Source organism: Burkholderia sp. MS455 (assembly GCF_016899445.1).
GTDB lineage: Bacteria > Pseudomonadota > Gammaproteobacteria > Burkholderiales > Burkholderiaceae > Burkholderia > Burkholderia pyrrocinia_C.
In genome coordinates, this window is record NZ_CP041778.1 from 829,464 (window position 1) to 849,930 (window position 20,467).

Genomic DNA, 20,467 nt, shown 5'->3' on the forward strand with positions numbered 1-20,467 from the left:
TCTCCTAAGCTGTGGGGTATTTTATATCGTGAAATGCGGCGTGTAACTCATTGATTCTACTGTGGGTTGCTCAGGTCATGAATTTGCCCGTCGCATCGGCCTTGTTCATGCACAGGCTACCCAAGGCCCATAGCCCGTTAATCGTTGCAATAATTAGGAAGAACTTTGAATAGAACCCTGTTGTAGCGTCAAGAAGAAACGCGACAATAAATAATCCGAGCTTCACTGCGCCTTTAACGTTAAATCCAGCGTAGAAGTCATGGAAGCCAAGTGAGCCAAATAGCAGGCCAAGAATGATATATGTTCCGCGAGATTTGGCTACGGAAACAACTGGAGGCGGAGCGCTCGCACTTTCAGTGTAATTGTTCGAGGCTGCAATAGGATAGCCGCAGGACGGGCATGCACGTGCTTGATCTGATACGGAGGTCTTACACTCCGGGCAATTGATTAGCGCCATGTTAATTCCCCGTTAGTTATGTCAAGGGACGGTACATGGCGCACACCGCATTGTCAAATCGTCCGGCTGTACCAGACAGGCACACCGGCAATCTCTACGCCGGAACCTTCCTCGAGCGACGTCTCAAACGACGGGTAGCGAGGATTGTCCGGCATGACCCGTATGACGTTGTTCGGAAGCACCTGGACGCGCCGGACGACTATCACTTCATTGATGTATAGCGCATACAGACCATCCTTGACGGGACCAAGAGGGTTCAGGTTTACGAGGATGTTGTCGGCCCGATTGAACGTACCCTCCATCACGTCGTCATCCACGCGCAGCACGATCAACTCATCTGGGTTCGCCTGGAGGTACTTCTCCACCCAGTAGCGACGAAATGCCATTGTCACTTGCTCGTTGGTCCCGTTGCGGGGATAGCGCGGGATGTACACGAACTCGTCAGACTCTTTACCGTCGACTTGACCTGCACCACTTTCGGTAGGGGCACCCGGATGAAGTACGTCCTCGCCAAGCAGCCAGCCAATAGGCTTACCGGTTTCATCACGGAACTTGCGCAGCGTCTCAAGGCCCGGAATCTTCTGGCCGCTCACCATGTTGTAAAGCGTCTGTCGCGGAAAGCCGCGTGATTTGCCCCATCCGTACAGGTCGTCCGTGCCGATCGCCTGCCGGAGTCGAGCAAAGAACACTTCGAACTCGGCTACGGAATCTACCGAATTTGGAGCATTCTCCTTAACTTGGTTGGACTCTGCTGATTCGTTGTACATGGTCTGACCCTTGCAAGCTGTTGATTCTACTAAATTATAGTCAAAATCTACTGACAAATAGCTGACGATGCAAAATTACAAGTAGATTGCATGTACAGAAGTCGGTAAAGTTCGTTCCGTGGTCAGCGATGACCTACCGAAATTGGAATAAATTTTAGCAGATTTAGTTGCGTCTGTACAATTTTAGGTAGATTTGTAAGTGCCTGTTTACGACAGGTGCGGCGACACGGTTACGGCCTACCAGCCCGGCGCGTAAGTCCTCTACGGAGGCGAGAACGGGATAAAGAGTCGGAGTCGCGGAGGGAATCCAAGGCACAGCGGTACGCCACGGAACAATGCGACGCCGGGATACAGACAACACACCCGGCACGAACTTCGGTTCGTAGAGCAGGTTCCGGCGAGCCTGTTCCATCAACCGAACAAAACGAGAGCGTATGACCGAACACATTCCGAAGTACGTAGGCCGGGATAACCACACGACGGCGGAGACCAGCCGCGAACCTTACGAGGAGAACCGTAACGAGGGCCGGCCGCATCAGGCGAACCGGTTGAGCAGTATCGAAGAACTGCGTAAAGCAGGGGCAGCATGGAGGAAGAAACTCCTCAACTGATCTACGCAGAGCAGCACACGGAGAGGCCCGCGAGTAGTTAGCGCGGGCTTTTCATTTGCAGACGCACGACTTTCACGAATCAACTTAGGACTACAAGATGACGCAAATCCGCAAACCGCTGGACATGAACCGCACGCACACCGTTGGCCGCTTCCTCAACGAAAATCCGGAAGCAAAGAAGGTGGTTGTTGGCAACCGCCGCAACACGCAGCGGGCGTTCTTCCACATCGGCCCGGACAATCGTATGCCGTTCAACGGCGGTGTTCGTCGCGGTTCGACGCTGGGTCGCGGTGCAGGTTTCGATATCTCCTGCAAGGCACGCGCCGCATGAACCAACGCGCCGCACTCAAGGAAGCACACGTAGCAGGCGCTACGGTCTCGTTTCACGAAGCTTCGGAAACGATCCAGATTGACGGACATCGTTGGGACCGCTGGGCCGCACTGCGGAACTGCCGCGAACCCAAGCCGTTCGTCTCGTATCGAACAAAGTCGTTGCGCGGCACCGTCGCGGGGCGCATTCAAGCGGGCTACTCCGTGGTACATGCGGGGCACTGATGGACGACCTTAAGTTTTTCGGAAGCCTGATTCTAGGCATTGCCGCGATTATGGTCTGCATCGCGGCAGGCATTCAATACAACGCGTATAGCGCGTGCAAGACATACCGGAGCCTTTCCGGCTTGCCTACATCATTCGATTGGTCTACAGGCTGCTTGGTCAAGACGAACGATGGGCGTTGGATTCAGTTGGAAGCGATCACCAGTAACTCAGCCGACGTGACGGTACGAGGACAGTAAGGCACGCGTTTCATTTCACTGTACAGGTTAGGACTACTTTTAACTCAGGGAACGATCCGAATATGAGCAAGCAATTTACGGCAGGTCAGACGGTGGAATGTGTCAGCACGGCAACCTACGGCGGTGTTGTTCAGGGCGAGAAATACACCATTGAAAGCGCGGACGGTGGATGGGTTGTGTTGAAGGAGGTGAAGCATCCGAACACAGTCGGCGGGCGGTTCCTGTCGAGTCGCTTCAAGCCTGTTCAGGAGAAGAAAATCAACGTTGGGGATACGGTCCGCATCAAGGACACCCACCTACTGCGGGACTTCTATGTCCGGAAGGGGATGAATCCCGACTGCCTCGTTGTCGAGCGCTTTGATTACAAGGGAGACCCGATCATGCAAGGCGAAACGGAGACCGAAAACTACGGGTTCCGCATGTTCCACTTCGAGCTGGTCGAGAAGGCCGTCGCAATCAAAGCGGGTGACAAGCTTCGTATTGTCTATGACGGCTTCCATCCGGCCGAGAATTGGGGCAAAGGCGTTGTGGTCGAGTTTGTCGAATCGCTCGGTGGTTCGCCGGCGGCGTATCGCGTAAAGACTCACGACGGCATCGTCGGCATTATCGACGCAGACCGCCTCGAAACGAACGCAGCAGAGCAGCAACAACCCGAACCCGCTCCCGAATTCCGCATCCGTAAGCACGGGACCGCACTCCGTGAAGTTCGCGGCATTCCGTTCGCTTCGCAAGAGGCAGCAGAGCAAGCAGTCTCGCGCTACACGCCGGGTAGCGTCTACGAGATTGTCGAGGTCAAGGTGGTTCGCACCGTGAAGGTGGAGCAAGAAGTGCGCGTGATCGACTACAAGGAGGCCGCGTGATGTTTAAGGTTGGCGACAAAGTACGAAACGTAAGCGAGACCCGCGAGACGTGGAGCGGCGGGGACGGTCCCATCATCGGCGCAACCTACACGGTTGATCGTGTGTCCGGATGCGGCAGCTACATCGGTTTTGCGGAGTTTCGAAGCCGATACCCGAGTCATGCGCGCATGACCACTCGTTACGAGTTGATCGAGCAGGGGGAGAAACCTGGTTTCGACCTCCTCGCCGCGATGACCGGAAAGCCGCTCAAGTTCCGCTCCGGCTGCGATGTCAAGTTCATCGCGTATTCGCCGGAAGCAAAGCCGCATTGCCAACTCGTTCTGTTGAACCCGTCCACGGGGAATGTCGTGACGCGGTACGCGAACGGGAAGGCGAGCGATGAGCCGCACAACGATCCGGGCGATATCCTCGTAAAGGAGGCTGCGTGAAGTCGGCCGAAATTGACGGCGTGGAGTATGTGGCCGAGCCTGAGACGAGCGGGTGCGATGGCTGCGTGGGCGATCGTGACGGGGGCTTGTGTATGGAGCTTCCCTTGGGTTGCGCGGATGAACGCGTAATCTGGGTCCGCAAGGATTGAAATTCGTTTTCTACGCCGTGTGCTTTGCGGCGTTCATGGGCGGGGCAATTACCGGATGTGCGTATGACCTGAGCCGTACTTGGTCGGCGTGCATCGTGACGACTCCCGGTAAGGCTACCTGTCGCTAACCTCAAACTAATAAGGACTACATGGCAAAGACCATTGCGGAACGTATCGCGGAATACCGCAGCAAGGCCGCAGACTACACGGCGAAAGCCGATGCACTGGAAGCACAAGAGAAGGCCGCCGCTCGTCTCGAATCGCTCAAGCAAGGCGACGTGATCAACTTCAACTACGGTCGCGGCGAGTCGCGCGGCGTCTATCACGGTGAAGTGCGCTCCGTGTTCGATACGGACAAGGGGAAGGGAATCAAGGTCATCAAGGGCAGCGGCGCGGATGAGGAAATCGTAACGATCCGTCCGGGCGATATCGTCGGCATCGGTGAGGAAGTTCGGGAGACTCCCGCGCCGGAAGCTGAGGTGAAGCAGGGCACGGGCGAACACGCACCGGTTGATCCGCTGGCAGGTATCGAGTGAACGTCCGCGTACACAAACGAGACTTCACGACAGAGGACTTTACGGGCGTGGAGCGCGTCGCCGAAAGCTGGCGAAGTGACGTTGTATTAGAGGATGCCGCTTACGTCGAGATAGCCCGATTCGACAAAGATGAAATCACCTCAGTAGAAATTCGCGCTTAAGGAGACCACATGCACAAACTTACGGCCGCCCTGTTGGCGGCATTCGAAGCAACTAAGGGCGTCAGCGTCCGAATCGCCACCCGCATCCATGCGGCCCTGATCGCAATTCACGTCGCGAACCTCCGCAAGTTGATCGAACGAGCGGATAAGCGAGTATGGCAATACGAGGACCTCACCCGCTACCACAAGGCGGCGGGCATCGAGGCGGAATCGCGGGCGGACGAAGCGGCACGGGCGGCGGATGCTGTGAAGCGAACGGCGCTCATCGAGGCAATTTCGCACGGAGCAACGCTTTGAAGCTGTTGCCGTGCATTTTCCTCATTCTCCTCGCGTTGAAGCTGGCGGGGATTGGTGTCGTCGCTGCGTGGTCGTGGTGGTGGGTCACGATGCCGCTTTGGATCGGATTCGCGGTTCTCGCTATCGCGATTGTGGCCGGACTCTTCGTCTTGGGCGCCGGAGGCACGTTGAACGCAATTCGGGACGGGCTGAAGAAGAAATAACGTAGGAGGTTGCGTGCTGGAATCGAAAGAATGGTTGCAGCACGCCCAATCCCTTCCCGAGGGAGGCAGTAGAAAGATTCCGCACGATTGCGGCCCCGGCGATTGCCTGCACATCAACCATAAGCGGGACGGCTGGGCCGCCTACTGTCATAGGTGTGCATACAAGGGCTGGGTTCCACGTCCGGCCGAAAGCCTCACGGAAAGGCTTGCCCGCCTGCGTCGAATACAGGCCGCAGAGGAGGCCGTAGCCGCTAGTCCAGCCTTGCCCCTTCCCGCAGAAAAGAACCCGTCAGCGTGGCCGCTAGAGGCCCGTGTGTGGCTCTACAAAGCGGGCATTGCGAACCAGGAAATTGAAGCGCTCGGCTTCTACTGGAATCCACGCATGCAGCGTGTCGTTTTGCCAGTCCGCGACGAGCTGGGTGAGGTCATGTACTGGCAGGCCCGGACGCTCGATAAGACGAATCCCCGAAAGTACCTCAACCCGCACGTTGATAAACGGCGACTCGTCGCACGGTACGGCGACGGGCCGTTGATCGTGCTTACGGAGGATTTGCTTTCCGCGTACAAGGTCGCGACGCGCGGCGGCGTAGTGGGATGGTGTCTGCTGGGGACGAAGATATCCGACTGGATTGCAGCGGAGTTGATCCGTTCGGGTAAGCCGGTCGCGGTATGGCTGGACCCGGATAAGGCAGGGCAGACGAACGCGGCAAAGATTATCAAGCAGCTACGAGCATACGGCATTGCCGCGCGCAACGTAGTTTCGAGTAAAGACCCCAAGCTGTTACAACGGGAGGAAATCGCATGTCTAATAGCGCGGCGCGCTACCAAGTAGTTCCCGAATCCCAGTCCGGACATTGTTGCTTTGTGGCTACCGTTGTCGATACGGCAAAGCCTCTTGATTGGCCCAAAGGAGAGTTCGAGATTGTTTGTGAATGCTTCACAACAGGGCAGGCAGAGAGCATCGCCCAAGCATTGAATGGTATCGCTAACGCTTGAGCATCGAGGTAACACTCCTCCAGCTTCTCAAGTACCGCGAGCGTTACGAGAGGCTGGCGAAAGCAGTACCAACAGCAGCACTGGAAGCAAAGTCTGTCGTCATCCTTGGCGATTACCGGAAGTTCTTCACCGAGTTTCCCGAGCAGCAGCGGATCGAGCTTGAACCGTTCATGTTGTGGTTCGGGACGTTCGCGCACCCGACGCTCACACCGGAGCAACTTGGGCTGTACCGTGCGTTGCTGGGGCGTGTCCTCAACGAGGACTGCGATCCGTCGCTAGAGGCGGGAATCATGGAGCGCTTAGTAGCGGCGGAGACCGCGAACCGCGTTACGTCGCTGATCGAGAAATACAACAACGGCGATGAGCTTGACCTCTATGTGTCGCTCCGTGACGAGATAGAGCGGTTCGAGCAGAACACGAATCGCAAGGTGCGTGTTCCGTGGGTGTCCGATGACATCGATTCGATCCTACTGGATGACAAGGACGATAGAGGGCTGCACTGGCGGCTTGACTGTCTCAATACGGTGATGCGTCCGCTTCGCCCTGGCGACTTCGTAATTCTCGCTGGCCGACCCGATAAGGGTAAGACGACATTCGTGTCGTCAGAGATTACTTACATGGCAAGCCAGTTCGATGACTACTACGGCCCGAATCACGGGCGTTGCGTGCTGTGGCTGAACAACGAGGGACCAGGAAAGCGCATCGTCCAACGTGTCTATCAGAGCGCTTTGAATGCGACGGTCGGCGATCTCATCCGTATGTCGAATAACGGCACGCTCAAGGACAAATACGCGGAGGCGGTGGGAGGGACGGACGTTATTCGTGTCATGGATGTTCACGACTTCTGGAGCTACGAAGTCGAGGACATTTTCCGTCGTTGCCGTCCCGGTTTGATCGTCGGGGACATGCTCGATAACGTCAAGTTTGGAGGGCAGGTATTGAACGGCGGGCAGCGAACGGACCAGCTACTTGAGGCCCAGTACCAGTGGGGGCGGCTGATGGGAGTGAAGTACGACGCGCCATTTATCGCCACGTCTCAAATTTCAGCAGACGGTGATGGCTTGCAGTTTCCGACGCTTCCCATGCTCAAGGACAGCAAGACTGGCAAGCAGGGCGCAGGTGACGCAATTATCACGCTCGGCGCGTCGAACGATCCTTTCTACGCATCGTCGCGCTGGATCGGCATGACGAAAAACAAACTGCGCCGACAAGGCGCTCCCCAATCACCCCAAGCAGAAGTCATGTTCGACGGCGAACGTGGCCGCCTGCTTATGCCTGTGGAGACTGCATGAAGGAAACGAAAATCTACGTGACGATTCAGCATGACGACCATAACGACTACGCGGAGGAGCAAGAAATCATCCGTATCGGGGTAGACAACATCGCGCAGTCGCTAGGCGGCGAAGTGATCGACCTGGAGATTAAGTGAAGTACGGGGTCGTCAAAACGCAGAAGAACGACCACGACGTAAAAGGCGGGCCTGTTCATTGGCTGCGGCGAGGTACGTTTGTACGCGTCACTTCGGAGGGGAAATTCGGTGCGCACTCGGAAACAATGTATCCGGTGTTCGCTGTGCCTGTTACTTCCGACTCCGAGAAACGATACGCGGTTCGATGGCAGTACCTAAACCGCACGGACTTCTATGAGCTTCCGCACTGGCTTGGCCCGTTCCTCGAATGGTTCGCGCCGAAGTTCCAGCGCGTTCGGGAATGGCTCTGTCTCGCTTAGTCGAACTCATCGGCTGTATCTGCCTAGTGATTCAACTGCCTTGGATGGTGGGAGGCACTGGGTTCCTCGTCTGGGAAATGATCCAACAACTAACGGAGTTCGATGACGATTCCAACCGGGTTTAAGCCGAATCTGGCTGCGGCCCTGACGAAGCCGGAACTTATCAAGTTCCCGGTATGGGCCTCGCCCAAGATTGACGGTATCCGCTGCGTGTTCTTCGGCGGTGTGGCATACAGCCGCTCACTCAAGCCGATCCCGAATCCGGTAGTGCAGGAGTATGCGGCAGCATACGCGGACTTTCTGGAGGGACTGGACGGTGAGCTTGTTGTAGGCAATCCGAATGACCCTAACGTGATGCAGCAGACCACTAGCGGCGTCATGAGCAAGAGCGCGGAACCGGACTTTACGTTTTGGGTGTTCGACTGGGTGCCGGTAAACGCGTCGAACGTAGACGGCGGCCCTTGTGAGTACTGGTCGCGCAGCGACGTAGTAGAGGCGCGGCTTATGAAGTGTGCAGTAGCCGGCGCTACGCGTATCCGTGCTGTTCCGCAACACCTCTGCGTTAGCCATGAGGACTTGAACAAATTGGAGGCGCGATTCCTCGCAGACGGCTACGAAGGAATGATGATCCGCGCCCATGACAGTACGTACAAGTGCGGACGCAGCACGGAGCGCGAGGGTGGTCTCGTCAAGGTTAAGCGGTTCGTAGACGGCGAGGCAGTAATCGTCGGCTTCGAGGAGGAAATGCACAATGCAAACGAGGCGACACGCAACGCGGCAGGCCGAACGGAGCGCAGCACGGCACAAGCCGGTTTGGTCGGTAAGGGCACTTTGGGCGCGCTACGCGTCGCTATGCCGGTGGATTCACGCGTCCCCGACTCCCCATCCGTCGTGTTCAGTATTGGGACAGGCTTCACCGCTGCACAGCGGCGGGATTACTGGCAAGACCGGGAGAGTCTTATTGGTCGGCTAGTTAAGTTCAAACACTTCGACCACGGCACGGTAGACGCCCCACGTCATCCCGTTTTCATCGGCTTCCGCCATCCGGAGGACATGGGTTGACACCCGCAATCCTCACGGTGAGCGGGCGCTACTTCGACTTTCTGTCGCCTGATCCGGACAGCATCGTAATTGAGGACATCGCTACGGCGCTGTCACGTATCTGCCGATTCACCGGACATACGAAGCAGTTCTACAGCGTCGCACAGCATAGCGTGCTTGTGTCCTATCTCGTTCCCCAAGAGTTCGCCTTGCAAGGGCTACTGCATGACGCGTCGGAGGCGTACTTGGGCGATGTGTCGAGTCCGCTTAAGCAGCTTCTTCCGGACTACAAGGCGATTGAGCAGCGGGTAGAGCGCGCGATTCTGGAGCGTTTCGGATTGCCGTTTCCGCTGCATCCGTCAATCAAAGAGGCGGACTTGCGCGTGTTGGTCACTGAGCGTCGCGACTTCATGCCGGAGCCTATCGACTGCTACCGCGTGACAGATTCGGTTGCATGGTCGTGGACCAAAGGTATTGCGGCGACGGGTGCGGTACCGCTTCCAACATTCAATCGAGCAATCGTCAAGACTGGTGTACGCGGGTCGGGCGGCATGATCAGGCGGCTAGCGCTTGAGGAGCCGGTGTGCTTTCCATCACCGGGGTGCCGTCCTTGAAGGGAATGCCCTTCAGAAGCGGTTCGATCCTGTCGACGCCGCGGATCTTCCTCCAGGTCTGCTCGGCCGCTTCGATCAGCTTGAACGCCATCGCGAGGAAGGTCGAGCGCGACAGACAGTTGCGCGTGCGGCTCGTGCGGTGGCGCACCGTCGCGAACGTCGATTCAATCGGATTCGTGGTCCGCACGTGCTGCCAGTGTTCGGCCGGGAAGTCGTAGAACGCGAGCAGTGCGTCGCGGTCTTTCGTGAGCTTCTCGACGGCCTTTGGGTACTTGGCCGCGTACGTGTCGACGAACTGGTTGAACGCGGCGATTGCGTCGGCTCTTGTCGCGGCATTCCAGATCTCGGCGAGCGCAACCTTGGCCTTGCCGTGCTGCGATTTGGGCATGACGTTGAGTATGTTGCCGATCTTGTGAAACCAGCAGCGCTGGTGCCGTGTCTGCGGGAACACCTCTTCAAGCGCCGCCCACAGCCCCATCGCGCCATCGCCGACGGCAAGCAGCGGCGGCGCCTGCAGACCTCGTTTCTTCAGATCGAGCAGCAGCTCTTTCCAGGATTCCTTCGATTCGCGATAGCCGTCGTTGAGCGCCACGCGCTCCTTGCTGCCGTCCGGTTTCACGCCGATGATCACCAGCAGGCACTGCCCGTCCGAATCCTCTGCGCGGGCTTGCGTATGGATGCCGTCGGCCCACCAGTAGACCCAGCGCGAGGTGGACAGGTCGCGCTTGTTCCACTTCTCGTACTCTTCTGACCAGGCGGCCTTCAGGCGGCTCACGACGCTCGCTGACAGCCCTTTAGCCTGTTCGCCGAGCAGCTCGGACAGTGCGTCGCCCATGTCGCCGGTTGAGACTCCTCGCAGGTACAGCCACGGCAGCGACGATGACACGCGCGGCGACTTGCGCACATAGGGCGGCACGATCGTCGAATTGAACTTGATGCCGGAGCCCGAACGATCGCGGACCTTCGGCACCTGAACGGGCACCGGACCGACTGCCGTGACGATCTCGCGCTCTGGCAGGTACCCGTTGCGCACGACAGCGCGCCGGCCATCGATCGTCTTCACATTCGAATACTGTTCGAGCATTGCCGCCAGTTCCGCCTCGATTGCCTGCTGGATGATCCGCCGCGCCCCTTGCTGGATCAGATCGTCCAGGCCGGGCGTACCCTTGATGTCTGCTTCTGTTGTTTGACTGCCGCTCGTATCCTGCGTAAGTTTCGCCATGGTGGTGGAGTTCGATTGAGGAAGTGTTACCGTGAGAAGCAACATTCTCCTTCAATCGCCACCGCCTTCTCCTGCCTCAACCCTACGCCGCATACACCACTTTCAACGATAGCTCCATTCAATCCGGCCGTAGCGCGGACAGTATTCCTCGCCCGCTACGAAGAACTAACCAAGGAGGGCTGACATAACGTATTGCGTGTGGGACACGGAGACCACGATTAAAGCCTACATGAAGCGTAAGGCGTCTCCGTTTCACCCTGAAAATTTCGTTGTGGTCTCCGGCTGGAAGCGCAAGGGCGGGGACACCACGGCAGATTACTTCGGGCGGGGAAAGCGCCCGTTCGACTGGTTCACGAAACTCCTCAAGGACACGACGCTACTTGTCGGTCAAAACATCAAGTTCGACTTGCTGCATGCGTTGCGCGAGCCGCAGAACTTGGATGCGTGGATGGAGTTCGTAGCGCGCGGCGGGAACGTCTGGGACTGCCAGCTTGCCGAGTACCTGCTACGCGGCATGGAGCCGACCTCGCACATGCTGTCTATGGACGAGATGGTCGTGTCCTACGGCGGTAACGTCAAGATCGATGAGGTTAAAGCGCTCTGGGAGGCTGGCGTAGATACGCCGGACATCGATAAGGATTTGCTCCTTCGATACCTCTGCGGCGATGAGTCGGGCTTGGGCGATATCGGCAACACGGAAAAGATTTTCCTTGGGCAGCTTGCCAAGGCTCGCAAGACCGGACAAGTTAAGTCGATCCTCCTCAACATGGGGAGCCTGTTGTGTACCGTCGAGATGGAACGCAACGGGATGTACGTAGACAAGGCGCTTGGCCTACGGCTCGCGGCAGAGCTTGAGGAGCGCTTGGCCGCAATCACTGCGGAACTGCGTGCATACCTTCCGGACGATTGCCCTTTTGCATTCAACTGGAGCAACCGTTATCACCTCTCGCCGCTGATCTTCGGCGGTACGGTCAAGTACCAGAAACGCACGGAGACGCTGGACGATGCGGGGAACCTCCAGTATTTCCAGAAGGACGTGGAGTATCTGTATCTAAAGCACAAGTCCCGCGTAGTAGACGGGAAGTCCGAACCGGAAATGATGCCTGTTTCCGACTGGTACGCGTTGGATCATCCGCCCGAACCCATCCGCTTTGCGAGTGGGAAGAACGCCGGGGAGATTAGAACAAAAAAGGTCAAGGTTCCGGACCTGGATCGCGGGCCGAAAACGGCTATACGGGACTTCTTCTACAAGTTCCCAGGGTACACGTCGCCGGATGAGATTTGGGCTAGCAGTACGCCGGGGCTGTACAGCGTGTCGAGCGACGTTATCGAAGCACTGGGGAACCGGGATATCCCTTTCCTCAAGACGCTTGCGAACGTAGCGAAGCTGGGTAAAGACCTTTGCACGTACTACGTGACCACTGACGAAAAGACGGGCGAGCAGAAGGGGATGCTTACTCTCGTCGGCGGTGACAGCATCATCCACCACAAGATCAATCACACCAACACGGTTACGGGGCGGTTCTCCTCGTCTGACCCGAACTTGCAGAACGTGTCCGGCGCAGGAAAGTCGCAAGTTAAGAGTGTGTTTGTATCGCGTTGGCGTGAGGACGGGCAAGTAGTTCAATCCGACTTCACATCGTTGGAAATTTTCATTCAAGCGATCCTCACCGGCTGCAAACAGCTTATCGAGGATTTGCGTGCAGGACTGGACATGCACTGTGTCCGTGTCGCACAGAAGGAAGGCATCGAGTACGAGGACGCGGTACTTAAATGCAAGGGTGATTCATCCCGAGGTATTGCTCCGCTTCCTGAATGGGAGAAGAAGCGAAAGGGGGCTAAGGAATTCAGTTTCCAGCGTGCCTACGGCGCGGGCGCTGCGGGTATCTCGTCGTCTACTGGCCTGCCGCTTGAGGATGTGCAAGCGCTTATCAAGGCGGAGGAGGAGCGCTATCCGGAACTGTCTGCGTACAACGCGGCTAAGACGGAACGTATCAAGCAATCGCGCCGGCCGACCAACAACATCCAGCCGCATCCGGACGTAAAGGGCTTGATGTGCCAGCTTGGCAAGGGCTACAGCGTTACGCCGGACAACAAGGTGTACAGCTACCGCGAGACCCCGGCGCCGGCATGGCTGATCCGTCAAGGTGGGATGCCGCAGTCATTCAGCCCGACTGAGATTGCGAACTACGAGATGCAGGGCGAGGGCGGTGAGTGGGCCAAGGCCGCAATGTGGCTTGCGATCCGTGCGTTCTATGCGCGGAAGAACTTCGACGGCCACGCGCTCCTCGTCAACCAAGTTCACGACGCGCTCTATAAGGACGCGCACAAGTCCGTCTTGTTCGAATCGAGTGCGCTCCTTCATGCCTGCATGCTCGCCGCGTCCGACTTCATCGAGTGGTATTTCGGCTGGACTATCCCGGTCCCCGTTCCGAGTGTCACGGTGCACGGCGACAACATGATGGAGGAGAACGCCTTTGCAGGCGACTTCGAAGAACGCGCGGAGCAATTCCGCGTTGAACTCCGACAGCAGTACATGGGCGGCTACACGCCGTCCTTTATTCACTAACTAGAAAGGACTCTATACATTTGACTTACGACCTCAAAGCGAAAATTGCACAAGCGAAGAAAACCGGCCCGAACATGAACGAGGCACAGGCAGGCGGCGAGTACACGCCTCCGGCTGCGGGTATTGCCCGTGCACGTTTGGTCGGCTATTTCGAGCTTGGCACGCATGAGGAAGAATTCGAAGGCAAGAAGCGCGACCGCGAAAAGGTCGATCTTGTCTTTGAACTGAGCGGCCCGAATCACGAACCGATCAAGGCCGCAGACGGGACGCTGATCCCGATTCGCATCACGGCTCAAGAGACCCTGAGCTTTAGCGAGAAAGCGCATTTCTTCAAGCTGTTTGCGTCGATGAACGCAGCGCACGGCGGCACGGCTACGCACATGGCTGAACTGCTGGGTAAGCCGTTCATCGTGGAGATTTTCCACCGCAAGAGCAAGGACGGGAAGCGCACGTATGCAAATCTGCGCGGGCCGAACGGCTACAACGTCAAGGGCACGACTGTGCAAGACCCGCTGTCGGGTAAGCCGGTCCTGGTCGAAGTCGCAGCAGCGCTCACGGACGTAAAGGCGTTCATCTGGGACGTTGCCGACTTGGAAATGTGGAACTCGATCCACATCGAGGGCAAGTATCCGGAGCGCAAGGACGAAAAGACGGGAGAGGTGGTCAGCCCGGAGCGCTCGAAGAACGTGATCCAAGAAAAGATCATGTCCGCGAAGAACTGGAAGGCGCACCCGCTTGCGGCGGTAGTTGCCGCTGGCGGCCAAGAGCCGGACCTCCCGGATGCGGAAACTCCGGAGCGCGACACGCCGGAGAACGAAGCAGCAGCCGACCCGCTGGCCGCTATCGGTTGAGCCTCCACGCGTATCCCGACCGTGGCACTGGGCGCACCACCCGCATGTTAATGCGGGTGGTGTGCCAGCTTGCAAACGGTAAGCGTGTGTTTGTCGTATGCGGACATCGCGCAGAGCGCGACTACATGTGTCACATCCTCAAAGGGCATGGGTTGCAGGGCGACCGTGTACGGTTCGTCACATTCTGGGAAATCCGGCGCCTGTGCGGACTCCGAGAGAATGCCGCAGTGTTCGTAGACCACCATGCACGAGAGGTCGCGACCATCGAACAGTGGCACGAGTTCTGTGCTGTGGTTCGACCCAGCGTAGTGTATGAATGAGGCTCTACGCGCAAAGATAGCGCGTGCGGCGGCGGAATGTCCTCAATCCGGGGCGGGGATGTTCCCGCCCGTCGAGCTGGGGCGTGTCCTCCACCTGGACGGCGACTATCTAGCCTACTTTGCGGCAGGCGGTGAGGACACACAGCCGGGGATGGCTCGGCGCAACGCGTTCGATCGCATCGAGACAACGCGCCTCCGCACCGGATCGGAATCAGTCGTTGTCCACCTATCCGCGAGCGGCTGCACGAAAGCGCACCGGTTTCTCATCGCGACCGTGAAGCCGTATCAAGGGCAACGCCACAAGCGCAAGCCGCGCAATTGGCAATTCCTCCGGGAAGTCCTTGAGCATTACGAGGGGCCGAACTTCCGCCCGAAAGTCTGGGTAACGCGGGAGGCTGATGACGGAATGGCCCATTGCTCACGCATTGCGGACATTGCTATATCGACGCGAGACAAGGACATGCGAATGCTTCCGGGTCTGCACATCAATTGGATGACCTGGGAGCTAACGAAGGTTCCGCGCGGCGAGTTCGACGTGATCGGCACGGATGGATTGCAGTACGGCCTTAAGTGGTTCTACCTGCAAATGCTCCAGGGCGACACAGCCGACAACATTCCAGGCTTGCCCTTGCTGTTCGGCCAGCAGTGCGGCGAAGCCCGAGCCATTAAGTACCTCGCTGGGGTATCGAGCAAAGAGGACGCCTACGACCGCGTACAGACCGCCTACGCCGACCATTACGGTTCGACATGGGCTGATGCCCTCGTAGAGCAAGCGGGCCTGCTATGGCTGCGTACGGACGCCCAAGCGAGTATCGCGAACGTCGCGGAAGCATTTCCCGACTGCCCCCACATCGAGCGTGCTTTGGAGCGCCTGGAAGCGCGCGTAACACAGGAGTTGAATGACCTTCAGAAAATTGTCCAAGGGTGACTTGGCAGACTACCGCGAGAAGTTGCGGAAAGAACAGGGCAACCGATGCCCGATCACTGGTTGGCATCTTACCGACGACATCGTAGCCGACCACTGCCACAAATCCGGGATGATGCGGGCGGCGCTTCCTCGTTGGGTTAATGCGGTGCTGGGCCGTGTAGAGAACTGGGCGGGCCGCGTTGGCGGCGGCGTTCCGGTTCCGACGTTCCTCCGCAAGTGTGCCGACTACATCGAGCATTACCAGCTTTTCCCGTCGTTCGTGTTCCATCCGTTGCACAAGACGCCGGAGGAGAAGAAGGAAGCCGCAAAGAAGAAAGCAGCGAAGCGGCGCGCGGCGAAGACGGCGGAGGCCCGCAAGTGAGAAAGAAGCCCCGCATCCTGTCATTGGACATTGAAACGTCCCCGATCCTTGGTTACGTGTGGTCCCTGTGGAAACAGAACGTCGGGCTGAACCAGATTCACAGCGAATGGTGCATCTTGTCTTTTTGCGCGAAGTGGCTGGACGATCCGCGAGTGATCTACCACGACACCAGCCGGCAGCGGAACAAGGAGGACGACCGGCGAATTGTCCGCAAGCTGTGGAAACTGCTGGATCAAGCCGATATTGTCGTCGCACAGAACGGCGTGCGATTCGACGTACGCAAGATCAACGCACGGTTCATCTTACTCGGCATGCAGCCTCCGTCGCCGTTCCGCGTTGTCGATACGATGCTGGAGGCCCGGAAGCATTTCGGGTTCACGTCAAATAAGCTGGAATGGCTCACAGCGAAGCTGTGCAAGACACATAAAAAGCAGAAGCACACACAGTTCCCTGGCTTCGAACTTTGGCGCGAATACCTTGCAGGCAACCCAGCAGCCGCCGCCGAAATGCGGGCCTACAACACGGATGACGTGTTGAGTCTTGAGGAGTTGTACCTCGTCCTCCGGCCGTGGATTACAGGACATCCGAACGTAGGCAACTACGACAGCACAGTAGGCGACGGGCCGAAGTGTGATCGGTGCGGGAGTACGAACGTCCGTCGGAAGGGTCTCCGCTATACCCAAGTCGGACAGTATCCGCGCTATCACTGCCAAGCATGCGGCGCGTGGAGCCGTGGCCGGCTCACGGTCAATTCGAAGCAGCACAAGGCAAACCTATTGGTTAGCTGATGACCTCACACGTTCCAACGTTCTACCACTGCGGGCGTATTGCAGCGTCGGAGGGATTCGACGTTGGGGACGTTCCTTTTGATCGCGGCACGCTCGCCCGTAGCGAGTGGCTGCGTGGATTCTATGCCTACACCGATGAAGCCCTTACTTATTCACGCAGCAGAGGAAGCGGCAGAGTTCACGCAAGCCGCGATGAAGAACGCCCGGAGTGATTGGGGTAGACGGAAATTGACAGACGAGGCCGCCGACTTGGCGGCTTTTCTTTTGGTGATGCAAGAGCGCGGCGCGATTGACCGGGAGCGATTCGGGAAGCGTCTCGCGAAGAAGCTGAGAAAGATGAGGAGGAAGTATCTCAATCGTTGATGGTTTGGCATGGGAGCGGGAGAACCCGCCTGACATTACCCCGAAGAATCCCAACCCTAAGGATTCCATCGGTAGTAGCAAGGTTCCTATGCACCTCTGGCCGGAGACAGCGACTGTGGAGCTAATGTCGGAAGTGGTGTACGGCGGTGTGGAGCGGAATCGGCGGGAGGCGGTGGCGATTGCAGGAGAATGTTGCTTTCCAAGGTAACGAACCCAGCAACCAATCCACCACCATGGCGAAACGTAATCGGGAAGCGAACGACAGTCAAGCAACGGAAACAGAATTCAAGGGGCCCGTCGGCCTGGACGAGTTGATCCAGCAAGGCGCGCGGCAGATTATCCAGCAAGCGATCGAGGCGGAATTGAAGGCATTGCTCGAGCAATATTCGAACGTGAAGACGCTGGACGGCCGGCGGGCGATCGTGCGCAACGGCTATCTGCCTGAGCGAGACGTTGTCACGGCAATCGGACCGGTAACGGTCCAGGTGCCGAAGGTCCGCGATCGCTCGGGCTCGGGGGTAAAGTTCAACTCGGAGATCGTGCCGCCCTACGTGCGCAAGTCGCCGCGTGTGTCGTCGGCGCTGCCGTGGCTGTATCTGCGCGGCGTCTCGACCGGCGACATGAGCGAAGCGCTCAGCGTATTGCTCGGCGACCAGGCGAAAGGCCTGTCGGCAAATACCGTCATTCGTCTCAAAGCGATCTGGGCGGACGAATTCGCGCAATGGAACAATCGGGACTTGTCGGCGGCCCGCTGGGTCTACTGGTGGGCCGACGGCATTCATACTGGGGCGCGCAGCGAGGATTCCGACGGGCAATGTCTGCTGGTGATCATCGGCGTGAAGCCAGACGGCAGCAAGGAACGCGTCGCGCTCGCCGACGGCTACCGCGAGTCGAAGGATTCGTGGGTCGAGCTACTGCTCGATCTGAAGGCTCGCGGTCTACAAGCCGGCCCACTGCTAGCCGTCGGCGACGGCGCGATGGGCTTGTGGGCGGCACTCGAGGAAGTGTTCCCGCAGACGCGGCACCAGCGCTGCTGGTTTCACAAGATCGGCAACGTGCTCAACGCGTTGCCGAAGTCGCAGCAGGGCAAGGCCAAGGCCGCGCTCGCGGAGATCTGGAACGCCGCGACGCGCGCCGATGCGATCGTCGCCTACGATCAGTTCGTCGCGACCTATACGGCCAAATATCCGAAAGCTGTCGAGAAGGTCACGAAGGATCGCGACGAGCTGCTCGCGTTTTACGACTTCCCGGCCGAGCACTGGCAGCATGTGCGCACGACGAATCCGATCGAGTCGACCTTCGCGACGGTCCGCCACCGCACGACCCGCACGCGAAACTGTCTGTCGCGCGCGACCTTCCTCGGCATGGCCTTCAAGCTCATCGAAGCAGCAGAGGAATCATGGCGCCGCATTCGCGGTGTCGACAAAATCGAACAGATCTTGAACGGCGTGCCCTTCAAGGACGGAACACCGGTGACCGAGAGCACACCGGCTCCTGCTCAACCGCTTGCCGCTTGATCATGCTGCTCGACTGTCGTACACCACATTTGACATTAGCTCGCGACTGTGTTAGGTGCGCTGGGTCTGCTTGACGGCGCATTGAAGTACGGGCGCGGCAATTACCGAGCGTCCGAAGTTAGAGCATCGATCTACTACGACGCACTTAAGCGGCACGTTAATGGTTGGTTCTCAGGTCGCCCGTGCGATCCGGATTCCGGTCTACCTGACCTCGCGCATGCACTGGCATGCCTCGCGATCATTGTGGACGCGGAGGCGGCCGGGACGCTCGTTGATGACCGGGACTACAACAGCGGTTATGCGCGGCTCGTCGTAGAGATGACTCCACACGTCAAGCGCCTCCAGGCGCTCCACGCCGACAAAACACCGCGCCACTACACGATTGCGGATGCAGCGTAAGCCCGTCTACTACAAGGACACGCGGGTAGCGCCTAACAGTGACCTATATGCAGCGTTGCAGGAGGCGAAGAACCCGAACGCATCCGCATCGGATCGCAAGGAGGCAGCAGCACGCGCCGAACGTATCTACCAAGACTGCGAGCGCGAGTATCAACGAACGTATAAGGGGAAGGTTTGAGCAAGTACACACGCAATGAACTGCGCTGCATGGCGCGGACGGTGCTGAATGCGAAAGAGAAGGGCGACCGGCGAGCCGACTTGCTGCTTACCGAACTCGCAAACCGTGGTTACAGTCCCGCGAACTCTTTGACCGTTTTTCAGGCTCTGGCGGCTTGAGCGTTCAAGCCTGCATCAACCAAGCGGCCTACAACGCGTTTTACGATCTGGCCGCGTGTGCCCTTGAAACGCACAACCCTGAACGTGCTGCACAGCGAGTCATTGAGGCGCGGGACTATCTCCCACAGGCTGATGTGAATCGGCTTGTGCGGGAGCTTGAAGCGGACTATTACGAGTTCACCTGATTGCGGGTACTCGTAGCCTGTGAATACAGCGGGCGAGTGCGGGAAGCATTCAAGGCTCGCGGGCATTACGCCTTAAGTTGCGATCTTCTGCCGACCGAGACCCCCCCGGAAATCACTACCAAGGTGATGTACGGGATGTTCTCTCTTGCGGATGGGACTTACTGATTGCACATCCGCCGTGCACGTTTCTAACTGTGGCGGGTGTGCGCTGGTTGTATCACCCAGAAGACAAGCATTTGCCGACGGGCGAACGGCGGCCCCATCCGAATTATCCGAATAGACGGCAGGACCAGACGGAAGCTTTGGCGTTTGTCCGACTTCTGATGGATGCCCCGGTTGACAGGATTGCGATTGAGAACCCTGTGAGCGTGATTAGCAGCCACATCAGGAAGCCGGATCAAGTGATCCAGCCGTGGCAATTCGGCCATGGAGAAACCAAGGCGACGTGTCTGTGGTTGAAGAATTTGCCGGTACTGGTCCCGACCAACATTGTCGAGGGTAGGGAGGCGCGTGTGCATTTGATGCCGCCTAGTCCTGATCGTTGGAAAGAGAGAAGCCGGACCTATGAAGGTATTGCAGATGCAATGGCTGCCCAGTGGGGGTAGGTGGTTGCGCTACAAGGACAACGTCAAGGTTACAGGCGACTATCGGGGCATCCTAAGAGAACGAGTGATAGTTGTCCGGATTGCTCAAAATCATGCAGTTGGGCGCAAATCGCCGCGAACAATGTGACGAGGGAACGAATGGGGTGTAGGCACGCAAAGCCTTGTGCAGCAAGACTCGCAAACGTTCACACGGCACCGCTGTTCGTTTTATTCCTTGGGTTCCCGCGACACACCAATAAAAAAATTTCGCCAGCGCTGGCGGGGTTTCGGGCGGTGTCACGGTGAAATTGAACAACTTTCTTGTTGGACGCCGCTTTGAGGCGCGTTACGATTATGTTCAGCAAGGTAATTTGGCCTTGCTAAACAAACGGGGCGAGCTAC

General features: G+C 58.0%; 24 protein-coding genes. 21 read left to right on the plus strand and 3 right to left on the minus strand.

The genetic code is table 11. The annotated features are described in order from the left end of the window. Positions 1 to 70 precede the first annotated feature (70 nt). Both FPJ27_RS08330 and FPJ27_RS08335 read right to left on the minus strand, forming a co-directional pair. Entirely contained in the window at positions 71 to 457 is a 387-nt protein-coding gene (locus tag FPJ27_RS08330; protein ID WP_204422566.1) for a TM2 domain-containing protein, read from the minus strand. Between the two features lie 53 nt (positions 458 to 510). After that, on the minus strand, positions 511 to 1,224 hold the full coding sequence (locus tag FPJ27_RS08335; RefSeq protein WP_239483260.1) for a S24 family peptidase: 714 nt from the start codon (positions 1,222 to 1,224) through the stop codon (positions 511 to 513). A gap of 434 nt (positions 1,225 to 1,658) precedes the next feature. Here FPJ27_RS08335 and FPJ27_RS08340 point away from each other — a divergent pair, with 434 nt between their 5' ends. From FPJ27_RS08340 to FPJ27_RS08400, 13 genes are all read left to right on the plus strand, one after another. After that, entirely contained in the window at positions 1,659 to 1,835 is a 177-nt protein-coding gene (locus tag FPJ27_RS08340) for a hypothetical protein (protein WP_175960149.1), read from the plus strand. A gap of 97 nt (positions 1,836 to 1,932) precedes the next feature. Further along, the gene (locus tag FPJ27_RS08345) at positions 1,933 to 2,166 is read left to right on the plus strand and encodes a hypothetical protein (RefSeq protein WP_175960150.1); all 234 of its coding nucleotides are present in this window, start codon (positions 1,933 to 1,935) and stop codon (positions 2,164 to 2,166) included. Further along, the gene (locus tag FPJ27_RS08350) at positions 2,163 to 2,390 is read left to right on the plus strand and encodes a hypothetical protein (protein ID WP_204422567.1); all 228 of its coding nucleotides are present in this window, start codon (positions 2,163 to 2,165) and stop codon (positions 2,388 to 2,390) included. The genes FPJ27_RS08345 and FPJ27_RS08350 overlap by 4 nt, the downstream gene beginning before the upstream one ends. Before the next feature lie 301 nt (positions 2,391 to 2,691). Then, positions 2,692 to 3,489, plus strand: a complete 798-nt coding sequence (locus FPJ27_RS36390; protein WP_239483261.1) for a hypothetical protein — start codon at positions 2,692 to 2,694, stop codon at positions 3,487 to 3,489. Continuing rightward, the gene (locus tag FPJ27_RS36395; protein ID WP_239483262.1) at positions 3,489 to 3,917 is read left to right on the plus strand and encodes a hypothetical protein; all 429 of its coding nucleotides are present in this window, start codon (positions 3,489 to 3,491) and stop codon (positions 3,915 to 3,917) included. The genes FPJ27_RS36390 and FPJ27_RS36395 overlap by 1 nt, the downstream gene beginning before the upstream one ends. Positions 3,918 to 4,215: 298 nt before the next feature. Next, positions 4,216 to 4,602, plus strand: coding sequence for a hypothetical protein (locus tag FPJ27_RS08365; RefSeq protein ID WP_204422568.1), 387 nt, complete (start codon positions 4,216 to 4,218; stop codon positions 4,600 to 4,602). A 170-nt stretch (positions 4,603 to 4,772) separates the two neighbouring features. Beyond that, positions 4,773 to 5,060: a hypothetical protein gene (locus tag FPJ27_RS08370; RefSeq protein ID WP_204422569.1), complete on the plus strand. Its 288-nt coding sequence runs from the start codon at positions 4,773 to 4,775 to the stop codon at positions 5,058 to 5,060. Then, positions 5,057 to 5,263: a transmembrane Fragile-X-F family protein gene (locus FPJ27_RS08375; protein WP_175960154.1), complete on the plus strand. Its 207-nt coding sequence runs from the start codon at positions 5,057 to 5,059 to the stop codon at positions 5,261 to 5,263. Before FPJ27_RS08370 ends, FPJ27_RS08375 begins: the two co-directional genes overlap by 4 nt. A gap of 13 nt (positions 5,264 to 5,276) precedes the next feature. Then, on the plus strand, positions 5,277 to 6,095 hold the full coding sequence (locus FPJ27_RS36400) for a hypothetical protein (RefSeq protein ID WP_239483263.1): 819 nt from the start codon (positions 5,277 to 5,279) through the stop codon (positions 6,093 to 6,095). Between the two features lie 160 nt (positions 6,096 to 6,255). Next, positions 6,256 to 7,551, plus strand: a complete 1,296-nt coding sequence (locus tag FPJ27_RS08385) for an AAA family ATPase (protein ID WP_204422570.1) — start codon at positions 6,256 to 6,258, stop codon at positions 7,549 to 7,551. Then, a complete protein-coding gene (locus tag FPJ27_RS08390) occupies positions 7,548 to 7,688 on the plus strand; it encodes a hypothetical protein (RefSeq protein ID WP_204422571.1) in 141 nt (46 codons plus the stop codon). The genes FPJ27_RS08385 and FPJ27_RS08390 overlap by 4 nt, the downstream gene beginning before the upstream one ends. Before the next feature lie 401 nt (positions 7,689 to 8,089). Then, complete coding sequence (locus FPJ27_RS08395; protein ID WP_204422572.1) at positions 8,090 to 9,049, plus strand: ATP-dependent DNA ligase; 960 nt, start codon at positions 8,090 to 8,092, stop codon at positions 9,047 to 9,049. Continuing rightward, a complete protein-coding gene (locus tag FPJ27_RS08400) occupies positions 9,046 to 9,642 on the plus strand; it encodes a metal-dependent phosphohydrolase (protein WP_239483264.1) in 597 nt (198 codons plus the stop codon). The genes FPJ27_RS08395 and FPJ27_RS08400 overlap by 4 nt, the downstream gene beginning before the upstream one ends. On the opposite strand, the gene FPJ27_RS08405 is transcribed toward FPJ27_RS08400, so the two are convergent. Then, positions 9,584 to 10,909 carry an IS256 family transposase gene (locus FPJ27_RS08405; protein ID WP_239483157.1) on the minus strand — a complete coding sequence of 442 codons (1,326 nt, stop codon included), beginning with the start codon at positions 10,907 to 10,909 and terminating at the stop codon, positions 9,584 to 9,586. The genes FPJ27_RS08400 and FPJ27_RS08405 overlap by 59 nt on opposite strands. Positions 10,910 to 11,093: 184 nt before the next feature. On the opposite strand from FPJ27_RS08405, the gene FPJ27_RS08410 reads away from it, so the two are divergent. The 8 genes from FPJ27_RS08410 (at position 11,094) to FPJ27_RS08445 (ending at position 19,481) form a co-directional block, all read left to right on the plus strand. Then, positions 11,094 to 13,433 carry a DNA polymerase gene (locus tag FPJ27_RS08410; protein ID WP_204422573.1) on the plus strand — a complete coding sequence of 780 codons (2,340 nt, stop codon included), beginning with the start codon at positions 11,094 to 11,096 and terminating at the stop codon, positions 13,431 to 13,433. A 20-nt stretch (positions 13,434 to 13,453) separates the two neighbouring features. Next, entirely contained in the window at positions 13,454 to 14,284 is an 831-nt protein-coding gene (locus FPJ27_RS08415; protein WP_204422574.1) for a hypothetical protein, read from the plus strand. A 378-nt stretch (positions 14,285 to 14,662) separates the two neighbouring features. Continuing rightward, the gene (locus tag FPJ27_RS08420; RefSeq protein WP_239483265.1) at positions 14,663 to 15,532 is read left to right on the plus strand and encodes a phosphodiesterase; all 870 of its coding nucleotides are present in this window, start codon (positions 14,663 to 14,665) and stop codon (positions 15,530 to 15,532) included. Beyond that, positions 15,504 to 15,893 carry an endonuclease domain-containing protein gene (locus tag FPJ27_RS08425; RefSeq protein WP_204422575.1) on the plus strand — a complete coding sequence of 130 codons (390 nt, stop codon included), beginning with the start codon at positions 15,504 to 15,506 and terminating at the stop codon, positions 15,891 to 15,893. The genes FPJ27_RS08420 and FPJ27_RS08425 overlap by 29 nt, the downstream gene beginning before the upstream one ends. Beyond that, complete coding sequence (locus FPJ27_RS08430; protein WP_204422578.1) at positions 15,890 to 16,681, plus strand: ribonuclease H-like domain-containing protein; 792 nt, start codon at positions 15,890 to 15,892, stop codon at positions 16,679 to 16,681. Before FPJ27_RS08425 ends, FPJ27_RS08430 begins: the two co-directional genes overlap by 4 nt. A gap of 135 nt (positions 16,682 to 16,816) precedes the next feature. Continuing rightward, complete coding sequence (locus FPJ27_RS08435; protein ID WP_204422579.1) at positions 16,817 to 17,044, plus strand: hypothetical protein; 228 nt, start codon at positions 16,817 to 16,819, stop codon at positions 17,042 to 17,044. A 233-nt stretch (positions 17,045 to 17,277) separates the two neighbouring features. After that, positions 17,278 to 18,561: an IS256 family transposase gene (locus FPJ27_RS08440; RefSeq protein ID WP_204420906.1), complete on the plus strand. Its 1,284-nt coding sequence runs from the start codon at positions 17,278 to 17,280 to the stop codon at positions 18,559 to 18,561. Between the two features lie 731 nt (positions 18,562 to 19,292). Then, on the plus strand, positions 19,293 to 19,481 hold the full coding sequence (locus FPJ27_RS08445) for a hypothetical protein (protein WP_204422580.1): 189 nt from the start codon (positions 19,293 to 19,295) through the stop codon (positions 19,479 to 19,481). The last annotated feature ends 986 nt before the right edge of the window (positions 19,482 to 20,467 follow it).